Source organism: Psychrobacter sp. PSP (assembly GCF_024085615.1).
In the GTDB taxonomy this organism is placed as follows: Bacteria; Pseudomonadota; Gammaproteobacteria; order Pseudomonadales; family Moraxellaceae; genus Psychrobacter; species Psychrobacter pacificensis.
This window is the reverse complement of the sequence record NZ_JABLTF010000017.1, coordinates 12,994-29,058: the sequence shown is the minus strand read 5'-3', so window position 1 is coordinate 29,058 and position 16,065 is coordinate 12,994. Positions and strand designations below refer to the sequence as shown.

Annotated in this window: 12 protein-coding genes; 5 read left to right on the top strand and 7 right to left on the bottom strand. The window is 43.5% G+C overall.

Annotated elements, in window-relative coordinates:
* The first annotated feature begins 43 nt into the window (after positions 1 to 43).
* Positions 44 to 2,587: a Tex family protein gene (locus HL061_RS07740; protein ID WP_071002550.1), complete on the top strand. Its 2,544-nt coding sequence runs from the start codon at positions 44 to 46 to the stop codon at positions 2,585 to 2,587.
* A 115-nt stretch (positions 2,588 to 2,702) separates the two neighbouring features.
* On the opposite strand, the gene HL061_RS07735 is transcribed toward HL061_RS07740, so the two are convergent.
* On the bottom strand, positions 2,703 to 3,296 hold the full coding sequence (locus tag HL061_RS07735) for a hypothetical protein (RefSeq protein ID WP_071002549.1): 594 nt from the start codon (positions 3,294 to 3,296) through the stop codon (positions 2,703 to 2,705).
* A 722-nt stretch (positions 3,297 to 4,018) separates the two neighbouring features.
* Complete coding sequence (locus tag HL061_RS07730) at positions 4,019 to 5,305, bottom strand: saccharopine dehydrogenase NADP-binding domain-containing protein (protein WP_240365738.1); 1,287 nt, start codon at positions 5,303 to 5,305, stop codon at positions 4,019 to 4,021.
* Between the two features lie 427 nt (positions 5,306 to 5,732).
* Here HL061_RS07730 and HL061_RS07725 point away from each other — a divergent pair, with 427 nt between their 5' ends.
* Positions 5,733 to 5,888 carry a DUF1328 domain-containing protein gene (locus tag HL061_RS07725; RefSeq protein WP_021814049.1) on the top strand — a complete coding sequence of 52 codons (156 nt, stop codon included), beginning with the start codon at positions 5,733 to 5,735 and terminating at the stop codon, positions 5,886 to 5,888.
* Between the two features lie 107 nt (positions 5,889 to 5,995).
* Here HL061_RS07725 and HL061_RS07720 read toward each other — a convergent pair whose 3' ends face one another.
* From HL061_RS07720 to HL061_RS07705, 4 genes are all read right to left on the bottom strand, one after another.
* Entirely contained in the window at positions 5,996 to 6,289 is a 294-nt protein-coding gene (locus tag HL061_RS07720) for a 4a-hydroxytetrahydrobiopterin dehydratase (RefSeq protein ID WP_071002546.1), read from the bottom strand.
* A gap of 109 nt (positions 6,290 to 6,398) precedes the next feature.
* Positions 6,399 to 6,692, bottom strand: a complete 294-nt coding sequence (locus HL061_RS07715; RefSeq protein WP_071002545.1) for a GNAT family N-acetyltransferase — start codon at positions 6,690 to 6,692, stop codon at positions 6,399 to 6,401.
* A 224-nt stretch (positions 6,693 to 6,916) separates the two neighbouring features.
* On the bottom strand, positions 6,917 to 8,284 hold the full coding sequence (locus HL061_RS07710) for an acyl-CoA desaturase (protein ID WP_252962698.1): 1,368 nt from the start codon (positions 8,282 to 8,284) through the stop codon (positions 6,917 to 6,919).
* A 160-nt stretch (positions 8,285 to 8,444) separates the two neighbouring features.
* Positions 8,445 to 9,653, bottom strand: a complete 1,209-nt coding sequence (locus tag HL061_RS07705) for a 2Fe-2S iron-sulfur cluster-binding protein (RefSeq protein ID WP_240365741.1) — start codon at positions 9,651 to 9,653, stop codon at positions 8,445 to 8,447.
* 443 nt (positions 9,654 to 10,096) lie between these two features.
* On the opposite strand from HL061_RS07705, the gene ettA reads away from it, so the two are divergent.
* Positions 10,097 to 11,758, top strand: a complete 1,662-nt coding sequence (gene ettA / locus HL061_RS07700) for an energy-dependent translational throttle protein EttA (RefSeq protein ID WP_071002540.1) — start codon at positions 10,097 to 10,099, stop codon at positions 11,756 to 11,758.
* Between the two features lie 98 nt (positions 11,759 to 11,856).
* On the opposite strand, the gene plsB is transcribed toward ettA, so the two are convergent.
* Positions 11,857 to 14,826, bottom strand: a complete 2,970-nt coding sequence (plsB, locus tag HL061_RS07695) for a glycerol-3-phosphate 1-O-acyltransferase PlsB (protein ID WP_252962697.1) — start codon at positions 14,824 to 14,826, stop codon at positions 11,857 to 11,859.
* A gap of 247 nt (positions 14,827 to 15,073) precedes the next feature.
* Here plsB and ybaK point away from each other — a divergent pair, with 247 nt between their 5' ends.
* The gene (ybaK, locus tag HL061_RS07690) at positions 15,074 to 15,562 is read left to right on the top strand and encodes a Cys-tRNA(Pro) deacylase (RefSeq protein WP_058024885.1); all 489 of its coding nucleotides are present in this window, start codon (positions 15,074 to 15,076) and stop codon (positions 15,560 to 15,562) included.
* Between the two features lie 88 nt (positions 15,563 to 15,650).
* Positions 15,651 to 16,025 (top strand): 5-carboxymethyl-2-hydroxymuconate Delta-isomerase, encoded by a 375-nt coding sequence (locus tag HL061_RS07685; protein WP_240365744.1) that lies wholly within the window; start codon positions 15,651 to 15,653, stop codon positions 16,023 to 16,025.
* Positions 16,026 to 16,065 lie beyond the last annotated feature (40 nt).

The window sequence follows — 16,065 nt, the reverse complement described above, 5'->3', positions numbered from 1 at the left end:
TTGCTATAATGCAAAACTACATTTCTCAACGATTGATACGTATATGAGTAGCACTGATACCTTAACGTCATCTCAAACCTCGACAAATGCACAGGTTTTGGATGCAACCACACACGCGAATATTCACGACAAGCTTGCTCGCGCGCTTGGCATTAAGACTGCTCAAGTCAATGCGTTTGTGAAGCTTTATGATGAAGGCGCAACGGTTCCTTTCATTGCGCGTTACCGCAAAGAAAAAACGCAAAACCTTGATGACGCGCAGCTGCGTGCTCTCGAGAAGTCTCTGAATTATGAGCGTGACATGGCCACCCGACGCCTCAAAATCACTGAGCTACTGAGCACGCAAGGCAATTTGACCGATGAGCTGCAGACGCGTATCGATAATGCGACGTCAAAGCTTGAGCTTGAAGACATCTATCTGCCATATCGTCCGCGTCGTCGTTCACCGGCTGCCAAAGCACGTGCCGCTGGACTCGATGCTGCTGCGCAAGCTGTCTTGACGCAAGAAATCACCCCGACAGAGGCGCTGGCTGATTATCAAGTTCAGTCAAGTATCACTGATGATAGTGGTAATGAGATCGACGTTGACTTTAGCGATATCGACAAGCAGCTTGCTGGTGTGCAAGCCATTATCGTTGATGAGTGGACGCAAGCATTGGGGTTGTTGGACAACTTACGCAATGGTTTTGCCAAAACTGCCAGTATCGTATCGAGCGTTGCGAGCGAAGAAAAGCGTGAAGTTGGCGAAAAGTTCAAAGACTACTTTGAGCATAGCGAAAGCCTGGCTCGACTGCCAAACCATCGCCTATTAGCGATGTTACGTGGTCGTCAAGAAAACGTCTTGGGTCTAAAAATCGAAGGCGAAGACGCACCATTTATCGAAAAAATTATCAATCATTTCGATGTCGATGCCAAAGCGCCAGCAGCACGCCGTGAGTTTTTGACAGAGGCGGCCAGTAGTTTGTGGAAAGACAAATGGCGTCCACATATCGAGCACCGCTTACTGACCGAAAAGCGCCTAGCTGCAGAAGCAGATGCGATTGATGTGTTCGCTAGTAACTTACAGCATTTATTGATGGCTGCACCAGCAGGCCCTAAAGTGATCTTAGGTGTCGATCCTGGTATCCGTCATGGCGTAAAAATGGCTATTGTGGATGCGCAAGGTCATGTCATGTCAGATAGCGAAGAAAAACCTGTCATCGCGACGGTTTATCCGTTTGCCCCTGACAACAAAATGGATGAAGCCAAAAAAGTCATTGATGAGCTATTAAGTACTTATGATGTTGATTTGGTCGCGATCGGTAATGGTACGGCAAGTCGCGAAACCGATGCGATGATTAAAGAGATTTTGGCCGCGAACGCTGCACTTAAAGCCAAAGCTGTCATCGTCAATGAATCAGGCGCTTCCGTCTATTCGGCGAGCGAGCTTGCTAGTGATGAGCTTGCCAATTTAGACGTGTCGGTGCGCGGTGCTGTGTCTATCGCACGTCGCTTGCAAGATCCGTTATCAGAGCTTGTCAAAGTCGATCCAAAAGCCATCGGTGTAGGTCAGTATCAGCACGATGTGAACCAAAACCAGCTCGCAGATAGTCTTGATAAAGTGACTCAAGATAGCGTGAATGCGGTTGGTGTTGATGTGAATACAGCGAGTCCTGCTATTTTGGCACATATCGCGGGTCTGAACCGTAATGTGGCGCAGCAAATCGTGACTTATCGCCGCGAGCACGGGGCATTTGATAGCCGTGAAGCACTCAAAAATGTTCCACGTCTAGGCGCTAAGACCTTTGAGCAAGCAGCAGGTTTCTTACGCATCCATAATGGCAGCAATCCACTAGATGCGACAGGCGTGCATCCAGAGAGCTATGCCTTGGTTGATAGCTTACTCGCACAAGCCGGCAAGCCTTTATCAGAAGTCATCGGTAACGATGGTGTACTGAATGCTATCGATACGACTGCGCTGGCTGCTAACGATGATAATGTCAGCGTAAAAGCGATTATCGAAGAGCTTGCTAAACCTGCACGCGATCCACGTCCTGAGTTTAAAACGGCTAACTTCCGTGATGATGTCAATAGTATCAAAGATTTGAGCGAAGGTATGCAGCTTGAAGGTGTGGTCACTAACGTAACGGCCTTTGGCTGTTTCGTTGATGTCGGTGTACATCAGGATGGTTTGGTCCATATCTCTCAGATGGCCAATGACTTTGTCGCAGATCCCATGAACCGCGTCAAACCTGGTGATATCGTATCGGTTCGTGTTATTTCTATCGATGAAAAACGTGGTCGTATCGGATTTAGTATGAAGCCTGAGTCTGAAAAACCTGTCCGTACGGCTGCTAAGTCTACTGCAACCAGTACAGATGGTGAAAAAGTGAGCCGTCCACGCAGTAATCAGGCGAATAGTGACCGTCCAAATAATAGTCGTTCTGCTGCTGATAAGCGTTCGTCTAAGCCACGTGGTAAACGTCAGGACAATACGAATAGTAACCGTAGCAAACCGATCAAAAACGATAAAGCGCAAGCACCTAGTAAAATGGGTACACTTGGCGCCTTGTTACAAGAAGCTGGCGTGACTAAAACTAAGAAATAGCCAAAATTTATAGCCGTGTGCAACAAAAAAGGCAGCCAATTGGCTGCCTTTTTATATGTCACTTATTGATAGTAGTAAACTGTTAATCATACTATTCAATCAAGCACTGTCATTATTAACGAATGGTGAAACGACGGTTTTCGTTAAATTCCACTTGACCAGGCTGAGTCGCTAAAAGCTCACCACGACGGTCTTTTTTCTTTTCTTGTAAGGTACTAGTAGCATTTGCCGTTTTATTGTTAGAAGCGGCTTCACCTGCAATTAATGGCTGATAGTTTGAATTACTGTGCTGCATATTTGGCGTTTGTGTACGTTGGGTAGACTGTGAAGAAGCTGCACCCGTTGTCGCTGGCATATTGCCGTTCATTGTAGGCATATTACTATTGCTCATAGTGCCAGACTTATCATTCATCTTGTTATTCGATTCGTTCATTCTGTTGTCAGAGTTGTTCATACCCTTGTTCGAATCATTCATCTCGCTACGAGAGTCATTCATCTTATTGCTAGAGTTATTGATGTTGACCTGACTAGACTGTGCAGCTCCCAATTTACCAGTTGGTCCTTCTACACCGACTTGTACATTGCTTTTAACAGAGCTACTTGGCATACGTGATTGCATAGAATCACTGCTGTTGGTCGGCATAGCCATTGCAAGTGTAGGCAATGCAAGTGTAGTACCTAAAATTAACGATAAAATATTCTTTTTCATTATAAAACTCCAAATTCGATAAATGAACAATGATTAAAAACAGCTGCCATATCTATATATAATTATGTCTAAAATGCAGATAATTGAGGACAGCCTAATTTTGGTTAGACCTTACTATAATTTGTAAAAACAAAGTACCAGTTATATAACAGACATTTCAGTAGTAAACTCATTAAGGTTCTAACAGCTTGGTGTATTGTTGTGACGTTATGAAACTATTAAGCCCACATCTCATTTAAGAAATGAAGTAAGCATTTGGATCTATTTTATTCAACAATGATATATTTACCAGTATTTGTATCGATAACAGGCTGCTAAAAACCTTTATCTGGCACACGAACTACTGGAAAATTTTGACTAATATCAATTCGATCAATAACATTGTTTTAGAGAAATATTTTTACTAGATGATGTTTTTTGAAGTGAACTTTGATTAAAATTTTTAAATGAATATTCTCTATAACAATCAAACCGTAATGTATTTTGTCCTAGCGTATTGAGGAGAATATGGCTGTGCCATTAGACTAAAAATCTGTAGCATAATGTACTAAAAAATCGAAAAACCGCAACATTGATTACCAAAAAATACGCTATTAGTATTCGCTAATATGATAGCTGAGCGCTATAAAATTTGCGTATTAAAAAACCGCACCTTGTTATCAAGATACGGTCATGAAAATCATCAGCATTAATAAATCATTATTTAAATGTTTTACATTCGGTTAACCATCGATAACTTCAAAGCTTAGACCTGAATGTTCTTCTAAACGGGCTATGAGCTTATCACCCATCGCAGAGGCAGGCGTCCAGAATCCGCCACCAACGTCTTCTTTACTGATATCTTGTGCCAGACATAATGCTGCCTGCGCGAGCATACGAGAAGTGCTACCGTAACCAGGATCTTTATCGCCGGTAACTTTGACCGTGATGGTGTCGTTTTTAGCTGTTTGACCGAAATGGCGAATATCAAAGTAGCCATTTTCCTGCTCATCCTTAGAAGGGCCTGTGCCTGCTTTAGGCAGAACATGCTTGGACAATAACTCACGGCTTGGTTTAATCATCATGGCAGTGGCAAATCCTAGTAGACCCGCGCTCATCGCGTAGCTTGATAACTTACCTTTGACACCATCTTTCATCCACATGGCTTCGTCATATTTAAAATCGCGACCGTATTCGTAACCGAGTAGCTGGTTACTGCGATGGACAATACGTGTGTTGATACTCGCCATCACAAAGGGCGCCAACCAACGTTTATGGGTGCTGTCGTATTCTGGTTTGCTGACATTGTCTTGACGTACATTGGGCACATCTGTGTCATCGTTTAGTAGATAAGGGTTGGCTACTTGCTTACGGCGTGATTTATCTTCACCAACTTCTTCGAATATCGTCGCCATCGAGGCAATCGTACCACCAGAGATGCCGCCTTTTGCCGCCTTTACGCGCATGTGAATCACATTACAAGCTTCTCCGAACTTCTCTTCTGCTTTGGTTTGCGTAAAGTAAACGCCCAAATCTGATGGGATAGAATCAAAGCCGCAAGAGTTGACAATCCGTGCGCCGCTTTGTTTGGCAGTCTCTTGATATTTGTCCATCATGTCTTTGATAAAGATCGCTTCACCAGTAAGATCGACGTAATCGGTACCGTTTTCGGCACAAGATTTAATAAGAGGTTCGCCATATTTGAGGTAAGGGCCGACGGTTGAGATGATGACTTGTGTCTGTTTGGTCATTTCATCAAGGCTGGCAGAGTCTTTACTATTGGCAATGATAATATCTACTTTGCTCTCAAGTTTCGACTGTAGCTCATTGAGTTTTTCTTCATCACGTCCTGCAATTGCCCAAGTGACATTAGAGCCATCTTTCTTTTTAGCATTGGATAAAAAATTGGTTAAATAGTGAGCGGTGATTTGTCCGACAAAGCTTGTTGCGCCATATAAGATGACGGCATAAGGGCGGTTGTCGCTAGTATCTTGTTGTGCGGGTTTTGCGGTATCCGTCTCGGTACTCATAAGTATTGTCCTTAATATATTGGATGATAATGTGACTTTAAACTATAAACCAAGTGGTCTGAATAAGTTAGAAGTTTATGGGGTCGCGACAGTTTTCATTGCCAAATCTCTTTTTCAGAAATTTTTGATGTTATTTATATGCAACCATAAGACAATCAATAATTTAGCAAATAAGGTGCTCATCATCCTAAATAATATGTTTATAGACACAAGAAAAAAATAAAAGGTGTTAACACTTGCTACAAACTTTACATAATCTACTGACATCATTACTAAAATGCACGTTGTTTAAAGAGAAATATTGCTAGTCTATGTTTGTAAGCAGATATGACTGGTATTAGAAAAAAAAGTTAAATCAATACTATATTAAATCAATACTATATAAAATTTACTATCTGATTTTTAACAATTATTTGAGGAGAATATTATGTTTCGTTGGGCTATTATCTTTGCGGTAATCGCACTGCTAGCAAGTTTATTAGGATTTGGCGGCGTCGCAGGACTGTCTGCTAATCTGGCATACATCTTCTTAGCAGTCGCTGTGATTTTATTTATTGTGGCGTTTGTTAGTCGCAAAATGTAAACACAGCTTATTACTATAAAAATCCAATAAAAAAAGACCCTCAATTGAGGGTCTTTTTTTATATTCAACTAAAGTACATCATTTACTCATTTAACAGAAATATAAGGCTATAGACGTTTGGGTTGCACGATATGCTCCATGCGTTTAGCAAGGCGAATGTCTAAACTAGAAACGCCGCCGGTGTCCTGATTGGTTAGGCGTACCTCGACTATATTGTATATATTACGCCATTCCGGATGATGTTCGAGTGCTTCAGCATAGAATGCCGCTTGGTTCATAAAACTCATCGCCTCAATAAAATCGCTGAAGTGATAGGTCTTGACGATACTATTGCCATCACGCTGCCAACCAGCAAGCTCTTCTAACTGTAGATCAATTTGCTTGTCAGATAAACTACTCATATTAATAACCTTTATTGTTATACGGATTGGTTTATTAAAAGTTATATTGGGATGGATCTCCTAATCTAAAATTGCTGCATACCAGTTGTTTGGGATAAAGGGCGGTAAGCTATACCAAATCTTGGTACTCAGGGTGCTTGCTGATATATGAGGCCACAAACGAGCATTGCGGCACAACCTTTTTATCATGTTCACGGGCGTAATCTAGCGCATGTTTGACTAGCGCTGAACCGACACCTTGACCGCCTAACTGTCGCGGAACGATCGTGTGGTCATAGACGAGGGTGTCATCACGGTCTTGATAGCTGATATAGCCCGTCTGACCATCGACGGTAGTCTCAAAACGATTCGCTGCTTGGTTATGTGTGATATCTAGTGCTGATTTAGTGGTTTGGTTACTCATGATACAACTCCATTTATTATTATCGAATTTTTAATAACTGCCATATTTTCTAAGGATGAATGAAGAAGGCAGATTTATTAAATACTATGTCATCAGTAAATATTTTGTGCTTGGTTGAGTATGTATGATTGATATCAAACAATCTAGTCGCTTACCGTAATAGTCGTTATGACGATTGTTAATAGTATTAATGTCTTTTAATCTGCGTTAAAAATGTGAATATATCACCATATATAAGCTATCGCTTTACGAACGACGGGTGGTAAGAATCGACTAAGACCCTTTGCTGTCTCGCTCTCTGGTGTCGACTTATGTGAGTGAGTGGTGGTATCCGCAGCCGATACCGACTGGTAGGCTTGCCACTCTTGCTCGCTGGGCTTACTAAAGTGATGAATACGTCCTATTACTTGTCGTAGCTGTGTGCTAAAACGCCCAGTGTTGTAAGGCAAATCATATTTATGACAGATGGCTTTTACTTGCGGGGCAATACTGGCATAGTGGCTAGCTGGCATATCAGGAAAGATATGATGCTCAATCTGATGAGACAAATTGCCAGTCAAAATGTGAAACCATTTATTCCCTTTGATATTGCTAGAACCCAAAATCTGACGCACATACCAGTCGCCTTTGCTCTCATCAGTATCGAGATGGGTATAGATGTGAGCCTGCTCTGTAAAATGGCCACAGAAAATCACCGCCCACGTCCACAGATTACGAACCGTATTGGCCGTCATGTTGCCACTCAGTGTGCTCATAGCGCTACGACGACCTAAGGTCAAGGCGGCTATGGCTGGCAAAGCCACATAATCTTTACCAACTTGGCGGCCAATTTTGGCAAATAGTGCGCGAGATTTTTGTTGCATGATTTTATGTAAGTCAGGGGAGTCGGCGTATTCATCGACACTGATCTGAATATCATGAAAGGCAACCGCCCACTCAAAGCCAAAGGCCAACACGGCAGTACTAAACATATTATGGCGATCGCTTGGTGTCCAAGGCTGCTCATCAGTGACCCGAATCAAATGATAGCCAACGTCATGGTCGCGCCCAACAATATTGGTAAACGTATGATGTAAGTAGTTATGCGAGTGTTGCCACAGTGGCGCAGGGCAAACAATATCCCAGTCAAACTTCTGACTGTTCAGATGCGGATGCTGCATCCAGTCATATTGACCATGCATGACATTATGCCCAAGCTCCATATTGTTGAGTATTTTGCTAAAACTAAGTATTGACGTACCCAATAGCCAGGCCCCTATCTGCGAGCGGCGTGATGACATGCGTCCTGCGACAGCCAGTAAACCACGGGCGACAAGCTCACTATAGACCACAGTCGCATAAATCCGCTGAATGTATTTGGCGTCATCGCTACCTAATGAGTCCATCACACCTTCATATAGCGCATTTAATTCTACTGCCAAGGCATTACTTTGTGCTTTGGGTAAAGGCGCCTGCGTCACAGTGGGATAAGGCGTTTGCTGCGATGACGGGGCTGGCTGCTCGCTACTATCTCTTGCTAACGGTGCATCGGACAACGGCGTCAAGATAGGTACGGCAGAATGTGCGGTGTTAACAGGTGGTAATAAGCGCATATATAATCCTTAACCGAAACGGCACGAATAAGCAGCACTGGGTTCGGTTTGATGAGTCATCTGAGTTTTAGCATACAATATGAGTTAACATCAGTCTATTTTTTGGTTTTAATAGGTCGATAGTAAGGGGCTAGTGGTCGTATTTTTAATTTCAGCAGTGCTAGATGTCTAACACCACGTCTGTCATAGCGATATTGATGCAGGTTTGGATAGACTCGTAGCCATCACTACTTATCTTGCCAGTTTGGATGTTTTTGACCACGCCGCTCACTTTATTGCAGCGGCACAACTGGCAAATTCCTTGCCTACAACCATGCGCTAGGCGTATACCTGCATTTCCGGCAGCGACCAATAATGTGGTGTCGCTATCGAACTGCCGTTGCCGTGAGCGTAAGTACACCGTATGCGACTCTGTCTGTAGTGCATTATCTAGTACTTGATTACCACCGCTATCAAAATCAGGCAGTGCGCTACCGAAATTCTCTATAATAATATTGTCACGTAGCTGATTGCCCTGCGGTAAAATGATTTCTGACACTGCTTTATATAAGCCGGCTAATAACGCTTGTGAACCGCAGGCAAATATCTGCGTATCTGCCAAAGGTAGATTAAGTGATAATAAACCCTCTGCACTTAAGTATCGTTCGCCAGCCAGATAAGTAGCAGGATTATCTGTATGAATCAGATGATAGCTGAAGGCTGGATAGGTATCGCTCAGTTGTTGCCACTGATGTTGAAACTGGGCAAGTTTCGTTCGATTATAATGTAGCAACGCCACCTGATGTCCGTCTGCTAGTGCTTGCGTAATAAGTCCTAGCATAGGCGTGATACCGCTACCGCCAGCGACAAATAACAAAGGGTGCAGTTTTTGGTTATTTGGTTCTCTATTATCTAAACTTGTCTTTGCCTGTGCCAAAGTAAAATGACCCAGTGGCATACTGGTATCAACGATGCTAGATAGCGACAGTTGCTTGGTCAAATAGTCAGATACTAACCCTTGCGGTTTAACAGCAATAGTAACCGTATGACGTTGGCTTTTTGCTGACTTAGTAATGACGGCATCATCTTGCCACCACAATGGTTGATTCGCCAATCCTACGATTGAATAGCTGCGCTGATGATAAACCCCATCGATAAAAACACGTAAATCAAGATACTGACCGCCTTGCCAATCATCTGTCCCTTTGGATATCTGCTGCCTAAACGCTTGATTGGTCTCAAATTGCAGTGCGATCAAATCCTCACTCATCTCATATCGAGCAATAAGGCGTAGCTTGGGTGTCGTCAATGACCAAAACGGATGTAAGCGCGACCCGATAAAATCGACAAACGCACGTTGAACTATTTCAGGGCGATAGCCGTTGGCCATATCATCAGTACCTGTATAAATATTATTAAAAATATATGAGAAATAATGACTCAGCTTATAGCCAGTTTCATTGATGGCATACTAAACCATTATTTTTTGCGTTGTTAAGCCACTCTAATATGTTAACGGCTATTGATTAACTTTGCGAAAGTTTTGATGCTATTTTTTGTGGTTTTTATCAAACAGCAATAAGTCAGAATGTTAAGCTCGTAACCTCAGAAAAATATTTTTACCCGCTTTTATCCAGAAACAGCGATACTCTATGACAAAAGCTGCAAAACAAGGGGTAAAACAACCTGTCAGCTTGCAGGGGGTGCGCTTCAATGCGATAATGAGTGAAAACTCATATTCTTTATTCTGAGGCGTCATAAACGCTGTTTTTATTCAGTTTTTTGATAAAAATGGTTTTACTCGCCTCTTTTATATAGTCCAGCGGAGTGTTAATGGCTCAATATATCTACACGATGAACAACGTGTCAAAACTTGTTCCGCCTAAGCGCGAAATTCTAAAAAATATCAATCTCTCCTTTTTCCCGGGTGCCAAAATTGGTGTCTTAGGTATCAATGGGGCAGGTAAGTCGACCTTGCTACGTATTATGGCGGGTGTGGATACTGAGTTCAGCGGTGAAGCACGTGCGCAGACAGGAACCAAAGTTGGTTACTTGCCGCAGGAGCCACAACTCGATGACAGCAAAGATGTGCGCGGCAACGTCGAGGACGGCATGCGTGAGGCGTTAGATGCGTTAGCGCGCTTAGACCAAATCTATGCTGAGTATGCGGAACCGGATGCTGATTTTGACAAACTTGCTGAAGAGCAGGGCAAAATGGAAGACATTATCCAGTCATGGGATGCACACAATCTAAATAACCAGTTAGAGAAAGCCGCTGACGCGCTACGTCTACCGCCTTGGGATGCTGATGTCAGTAAGCTATCAGGTGGTGAAAAACGCCGTGTGGCATTATGCCGTCTACTATTGTCTCGCCCTGACATGCTATTACTTGACGAACCGACCAACCATTTGGACGCCGAGTCTGTTGCATGGCTAGAGCAATTCTTGCAAAACTATAGCGGCACTATCGTTGCCATTACCCATGATCGTTATTTCTTGGATAATGTGGCGCAGTGGATTTTGGAGCTTGACCGAGGCTATGGCTACCCGTATGAAGGTAACTATACTGAATGGTTAGAGCAAAAAAACAAGCGCTTAGAGGAACAACAGAAGCAAGAAGAGTCGTTTGCCAAAGCGCTGAAAAAAGAGCTTGAGTGGATTCGTAAAAATCAAAAGGGTCAGCAAGCGAAGTCTAAGTCGCGCGTACAGCGTTTTGAAGAGCTGAATTCAAAAGAATTCCAGCAGCGAAATGAGACCTCAGAGATTTATATTCCGCCCGGTCCGCGTCTAGGTAATAAAGTTATCGAGGTCAATAACATCTCCAAGTCGTTTGGCGATCGTTTATTGTATGAAAACCTAAGCTTCAATGTCCCAGCGGGTGCTATCGTTGGTATCATCGGTCCAAATGGTGCGGGTAAAACCACGCTATTTAACATGATTACTGAGCGTGATACCCCAGATACTGGTTCGGTTGATTTGGGCGAAAGTGTCAAGGTTGCCTATGTCGGTCAGGTGCGTGACAACCTAGACGACAAAAAGACCGTCTGGGAAGAAGTATCAGACGGTCTTGACATGATTACTGTCGGTGACTACACCACGCCAAGCCGTGCGTACATCGGCCGCTTTAATTTCAAAGGCTCAGACCAGCAGAAACATGTCGGTCAATTATCAGGTGGTGAGCGTAACCGCTTGCAATTGGCAAAAACCCTAAAGCAGGGCGCAAACGTACTGCTACTCGATGAACCCTCGAACGACTTGGACGTTGAAACCTTACGTGCGCTAGAGGATGCGATTCAAGTATTCCCAGGTACGGTCATGGTGGTCTCGCATGATCGCTGGTTCCTTGACCGTATCGCCACCCACATCTTGGCGTTTGAAGAAGAAGGCCCAGTGTGGTTCGATGGCAACTACAGTGAGTTTGAAGCCTATCGTAAAAAGACAATGGGTGATGACGCCACGCCTAAGCGTGCTAAATATAAGAAAATCACCAACTAATACCATTGTTTGGTATATTGGAACTGCATAAAAAAAGACCGCTAATCAATAGCGGTCTTTTTTGTTTAGCTTAATTGTTTAAAAGTCATGACTAACGATTAACGCTTACGCCCAAATTTACGCTGCTTTTTATTACTAATCTCAGTAATAGCACGAGTGATTTCTTCTTCGTTTAAACTTGCGACTTGCTGCAAGATTTGCATCATATCAGGCGTCAGCACATATTTGGCATGACTGGCGATGTCATTGATACGATGGTCAAAGGTCAATATGCCCGTTTCATCATCTTTTTGTAGATAATCAAGACGAGTCAAAGCGCTGATAAAGCTAGTAAATAATGCGCGATCAAAGAAGTCAGGAATATCATCGGCATACAGTACAGACAAGCGTTGTCCAAGCAAATGGCACAGGTCAACGACTTCGCTTTCGGTCAGATTACCAGAGCCCTGCTGAGCGAGTAGGGCAAGCGTCATAAAATAACGCTCAAGACTTTGCCCAACGGGTGTCGCCAGTACTTGTAGCTGTTGATAGCGCTTGCTATTAGACTCAGGAACACTAAGCGTGTCATCACCCAACTCAACAATCAACCCATGAGAGAGTAAACTATCGACTTTTTTATTGAGCGTCTCCGCCAAACCATGCGCTGGGTAGTATAAGAACAGCTCACCTTGCAAGAATGGGTATAACTGCTCAGCGATACTATCTAAACGACTGCGTTTGATACGGCCATTACGTGCCACTAGCGCTGATAAGAAAGACAGCAAGATAAAGACGTGTAGAATGTTATTGCGGAAATAGCTGAGCAATGCCGCTTGCTTGCCAGCGACCTGAATGATATCGCCCAAGATGTGCGGCGTACGCTCTATGAGTTTTAGCTTGATGCCATAATCAATGATTTCTTGCGGGCTCATATCTGTGATGACAGTGTCATCTGCATAAGGAAGCTGTTGCGCAAGGCCTTGGTACAAAGCGATTTGCTCACGGCAACTGTTTTCATCCAGTGCCGCTTTCGGTGCGGATAGTAGTACCAATGATAGCAGCGACACAGGCGTTATCACGGCAGCTTTATTGATGTGCTGCATGACTTTTACACCGATGTTATCGACCATGGCACTGGCTTTTTCATCGAGTGGGGAGTCGGTGCGATCGGACGGTAAGCTGTTGGCTGGGACATCGAACTTTGTCATAAAATCGCTAAGATGCAGCGGTGTACCAAAACTTAGATGTACATTACCAAAAATACGCTCAATTTTACGACCCACTTTGAGTAGCCCAATCAACGATTCTGATTCTTTTGGTTTGCCCTTTAACTCACCGATATAAGTGCCGCCTTCCATAATACGCTCATAACCAATATAAGTTGGGATGAACACCACAGGCTTATTGGTTTGACGTAACTGGCTATGTACCGTCATCGCCAGCATACCCATTTTGGGCGGTAGTAGGCGACCTGAACGTGAGCGACCACCTTCAATGAAGTACTCGATCGGCGTATTACGCGTGATAAGGGTATGCAAATATTCACGCAATACGGCGGTATAAAGGGCATTGCCACGGAAGCTACGACGAATATAAAAAGCGACAGCGCCGCGCAATAACGGTCCCAATACTGGCACATCTAAGTTATCACCTGCTGCGACATAAGGGATACTCAAACCGCGTTTATAGATGACATAAGACAACAATAGATAATCAACATGACTGCGATGGCACGGCACATAAATCAGCTCATAATCGGTCGCAAGGTCACGTACTCGCTCAAAATGATGGACTTCCACGCCGTCATATAACTGTGTCCATAACCACGTTAAAAATTTATAAAACCCACGAATAATGGAATGAGAATAGTCATTCACCATCTCATTGGCGTATCCTCGCGCTTGACTACGAGCGTCGCGTACGCTGGTGCCTTTTTCGGCAGCTTCCAGCTCTATTGCGTGCTTAATCGCTGGCGAGTAGACCAGTTTATCGACCAAATTACGTCTATCTGACAAATCAGGGCCCAGCATACTGGCGCGCTGCTTGTCTAAATAAATCGTCAATTGCTGCTGTAGCATCCGCACGAGTTCACGATTGCCATCAGCAGCCGCCACGAGCGTATAGCTGGGTGATTTTTCAGCATCAGTTTTGACATCATTATCCGTCGTTGCTGATTCAGTATCTTGTGAGTCTGTAGCAGGTGAGCTTTTAGCACTTGAATCCTCAGAAACCAAATCTTTAGAAGCTAAGTCTTTAGAAGCTAAGTCTTTAGAAGCTAAGTCTTTAGAAACTGAGTCTTTAGAAACTGAGTCTTTAGAAACTGAGTCTTTAGAAACTGAGTCTTTAGAAACTGAGTCTTTAGAAACTGAGTCTTTAGAAACTGAGTCTTTAGAAACTGAGTCTTTAGAAACTGAGTCAAAAACGTTAGGGCCCGCGCTTTCACCTTTGAGGCTATCATTGATGATAGTACGCAAATCTTGGGGTGGGTGGAATTGTACAAAGGTATCACGGCCCATCACGCCGATATTAAATAACTGCTTGCTGATACTCGGGTCTTGCCAATTGTCAGCGGTTAATAGTTTAAATAGCGAGTCTTCTTTTTCAGGGGCGCGTCCCCACAGGATAGATACGGGTACTAGGCGCACCTTTAGCTCTGGATATTGCAATACCGCAGAGACTAAGCGAGAAAGGCGCGGAGACAACTGATTGTCTTTGGCACTTGGGTGATTCAAAAATATGATGGCTGCATTTTCTTTGATATTGTGAGCCGCGTCATTGACCCCAACCAATGCAGGCGGCAAGTTATGCTCTTGCGTCTGCAAATCGATCAAAATACTGTTGGAGCGAGAATAATCCTGTAGCACATAAAATCTAAGTACCTGCTCGTCGCTATCAAAATCAGGCAATTCACCCAATAATTTCGGTTTGACAGCAACATCGAGTAGCTGTCCCGATAGTTTACGATACAGCTGATTGATCGGCGCGTTAGCGTAAGGCTTGGTGACGATTGGACTCGCGTCAGTTTCAGAAGTGCGGTCAGTGCTGACTGGCGCTTTAAAAATCCGTTTTTTTAGGAACTTCGGTATCATAATCAGTATCAAAAATAGTCAAATATGTTGCGCTTATGATGCCATAAAAGCCACTAAAGCGATATATAGTGTCTGTATATACTGCTAATATTAATACTATTGGGTTACTCACTAGTAAGCGAGCAGTGATATAAAACGGTCAAGTATTTGAAAGTTACGATATTTGGCGTAATAATATATTGATGCCATGTCTATCTAATCCGTATGACGCCTATTCTTTAGTTCTATTTTATTAAGCCGTAATATTATGACGCCAGCTATCGACCTTGCCAAAAAACGCGGTCTTGATTACCGCATACACGAATACACGCATGACAGTCATGCGGCCTCTTTTGGTTTAGAAGCCGCAGAAAAGCTTGGCGTGGCGGCAGTGCAAGTGTTCAAAACTTTGGTGGTATCGACCGATACTGGCGACCTTGCGGTTGCGATATTGCCAGTAGATAAAACCCTCAATTTTAAAAAAATGGCCAAAGCCTTATCCGCGAATAAATTGCTGTCCTGCAAAAAAGTACAAATGGCAGATCCCAAGCAAGTAGAACGTAGTACCGGCTATGTGTTGGGCGGCGTCAGTCCACTCGGGCAAAAAAAGCGCCTAAAAACAGTCATAGATAGCAGCGCACAAGACCAGACAACGGTCTATGTCAGTGGCGGTCGTCGCGGTTTGGAGATTGAGTTACCACCAGCGCAATTAGCCAACACACTTGATGCGCATTTTAGTGCGATTACTGATGAATAATACAAATAAACCTTTTACGGCGATGAGGCGGAGCGCGTAAACTGATAAGCCAACTGATATATTACTTTCTCTATTTAAGGATGTCCTCATGCCGCATTTAACCATTCAAGCCACGCCCAATGTCAGTATCCCTCACGAAGAATCATTGCTAAAGTCGCTCAATAAAGCATTATGGGACAGTGGATATTTTGATAAGCCGGCAGATATCAAAACACGTATCTTACCTATTGAGACGTTTTTGGTGGGTGTGGAAGATGATGAGCAAGCGAATGGGTTTATCTATGCCAATCTAAAACTGATGAGCGGCCGCGATATAGAGACTCGTAATCAGCTGGCTGAGCTCTTGGTCGCTACCATCGAAGAAAAGATCGGAGACGAGCAATCAGGTCGTGCGGCACTGCAAATATGCGTAGAAGTCGAAGAGATTAGTGCGGTATATCATAAGAAGATGCTAGGTAGTTAATGTTAAACGCTTTAACCTTTTCCAAAGCGACTTATTATAT

Coding starts and splice junctions, on each gene's coding strand:
- HL061_RS07740 (WP_071002550.1), top strand. CDS start 44: ATGAGTAGCACTGATACCTTAACGTCATCTCAAACCTCGACAAATGCA.
- HL061_RS07735 (WP_071002549.1), bottom strand. CDS start 3,296: ATGAAAAAGAATATTTTATCGTTAATTTTAGGTACTACACTTGCATTG.
- HL061_RS07730 (WP_240365738.1), bottom strand. CDS start 5,305: ATGAGTACCGAGACGGATACCGCAAAACCCGCACAACAAGATACTAGC.
- HL061_RS07725 (WP_021814049.1), top strand. CDS start 5,733: ATGTTTCGTTGGGCTATTATCTTTGCGGTAATCGCACTGCTAGCAAGT.
- HL061_RS07720 (WP_071002546.1), bottom strand. CDS start 6,289: ATGAGTAGTTTATCTGACAAGCAAATTGATCTACAGTTAGAAGAGCTT.
- HL061_RS07715 (WP_071002545.1), bottom strand. CDS start 6,692: ATGAGTAACCAAACCACTAAATCAGCACTAGATATCACACATAACCAA.
- HL061_RS07710 (WP_252962698.1), bottom strand. CDS start 8,284: ATGCGCTTATTACCACCTGTTAACACCGCACATTCTGCCGTACCTATC.
- HL061_RS07705 (WP_240365741.1), bottom strand. CDS start 9,653: ATGGCCAACGGCTATCGCCCTGAAATAGTTCAACGTGCGTTTGTCGAT.
- ettA (WP_071002540.1), top strand. CDS start 10,097: ATGGCTCAATATATCTACACGATGAACAACGTGTCAAAACTTGTTCCG.
- plsB (WP_252962697.1), bottom strand. CDS start 14,826: ATGATACCGAAGTTCCTAAAAAAACGGATTTTTAAAGCGCCAGTCAGC.
- ybaK (WP_058024885.1), top strand. CDS start 15,074: ATGACGCCAGCTATCGACCTTGCCAAAAAACGCGGTCTTGATTACCGC.
- HL061_RS07685 (WP_240365744.1), top strand. CDS start 15,651: ATGCCGCATTTAACCATTCAAGCCACGCCCAATGTCAGTATCCCTCAC.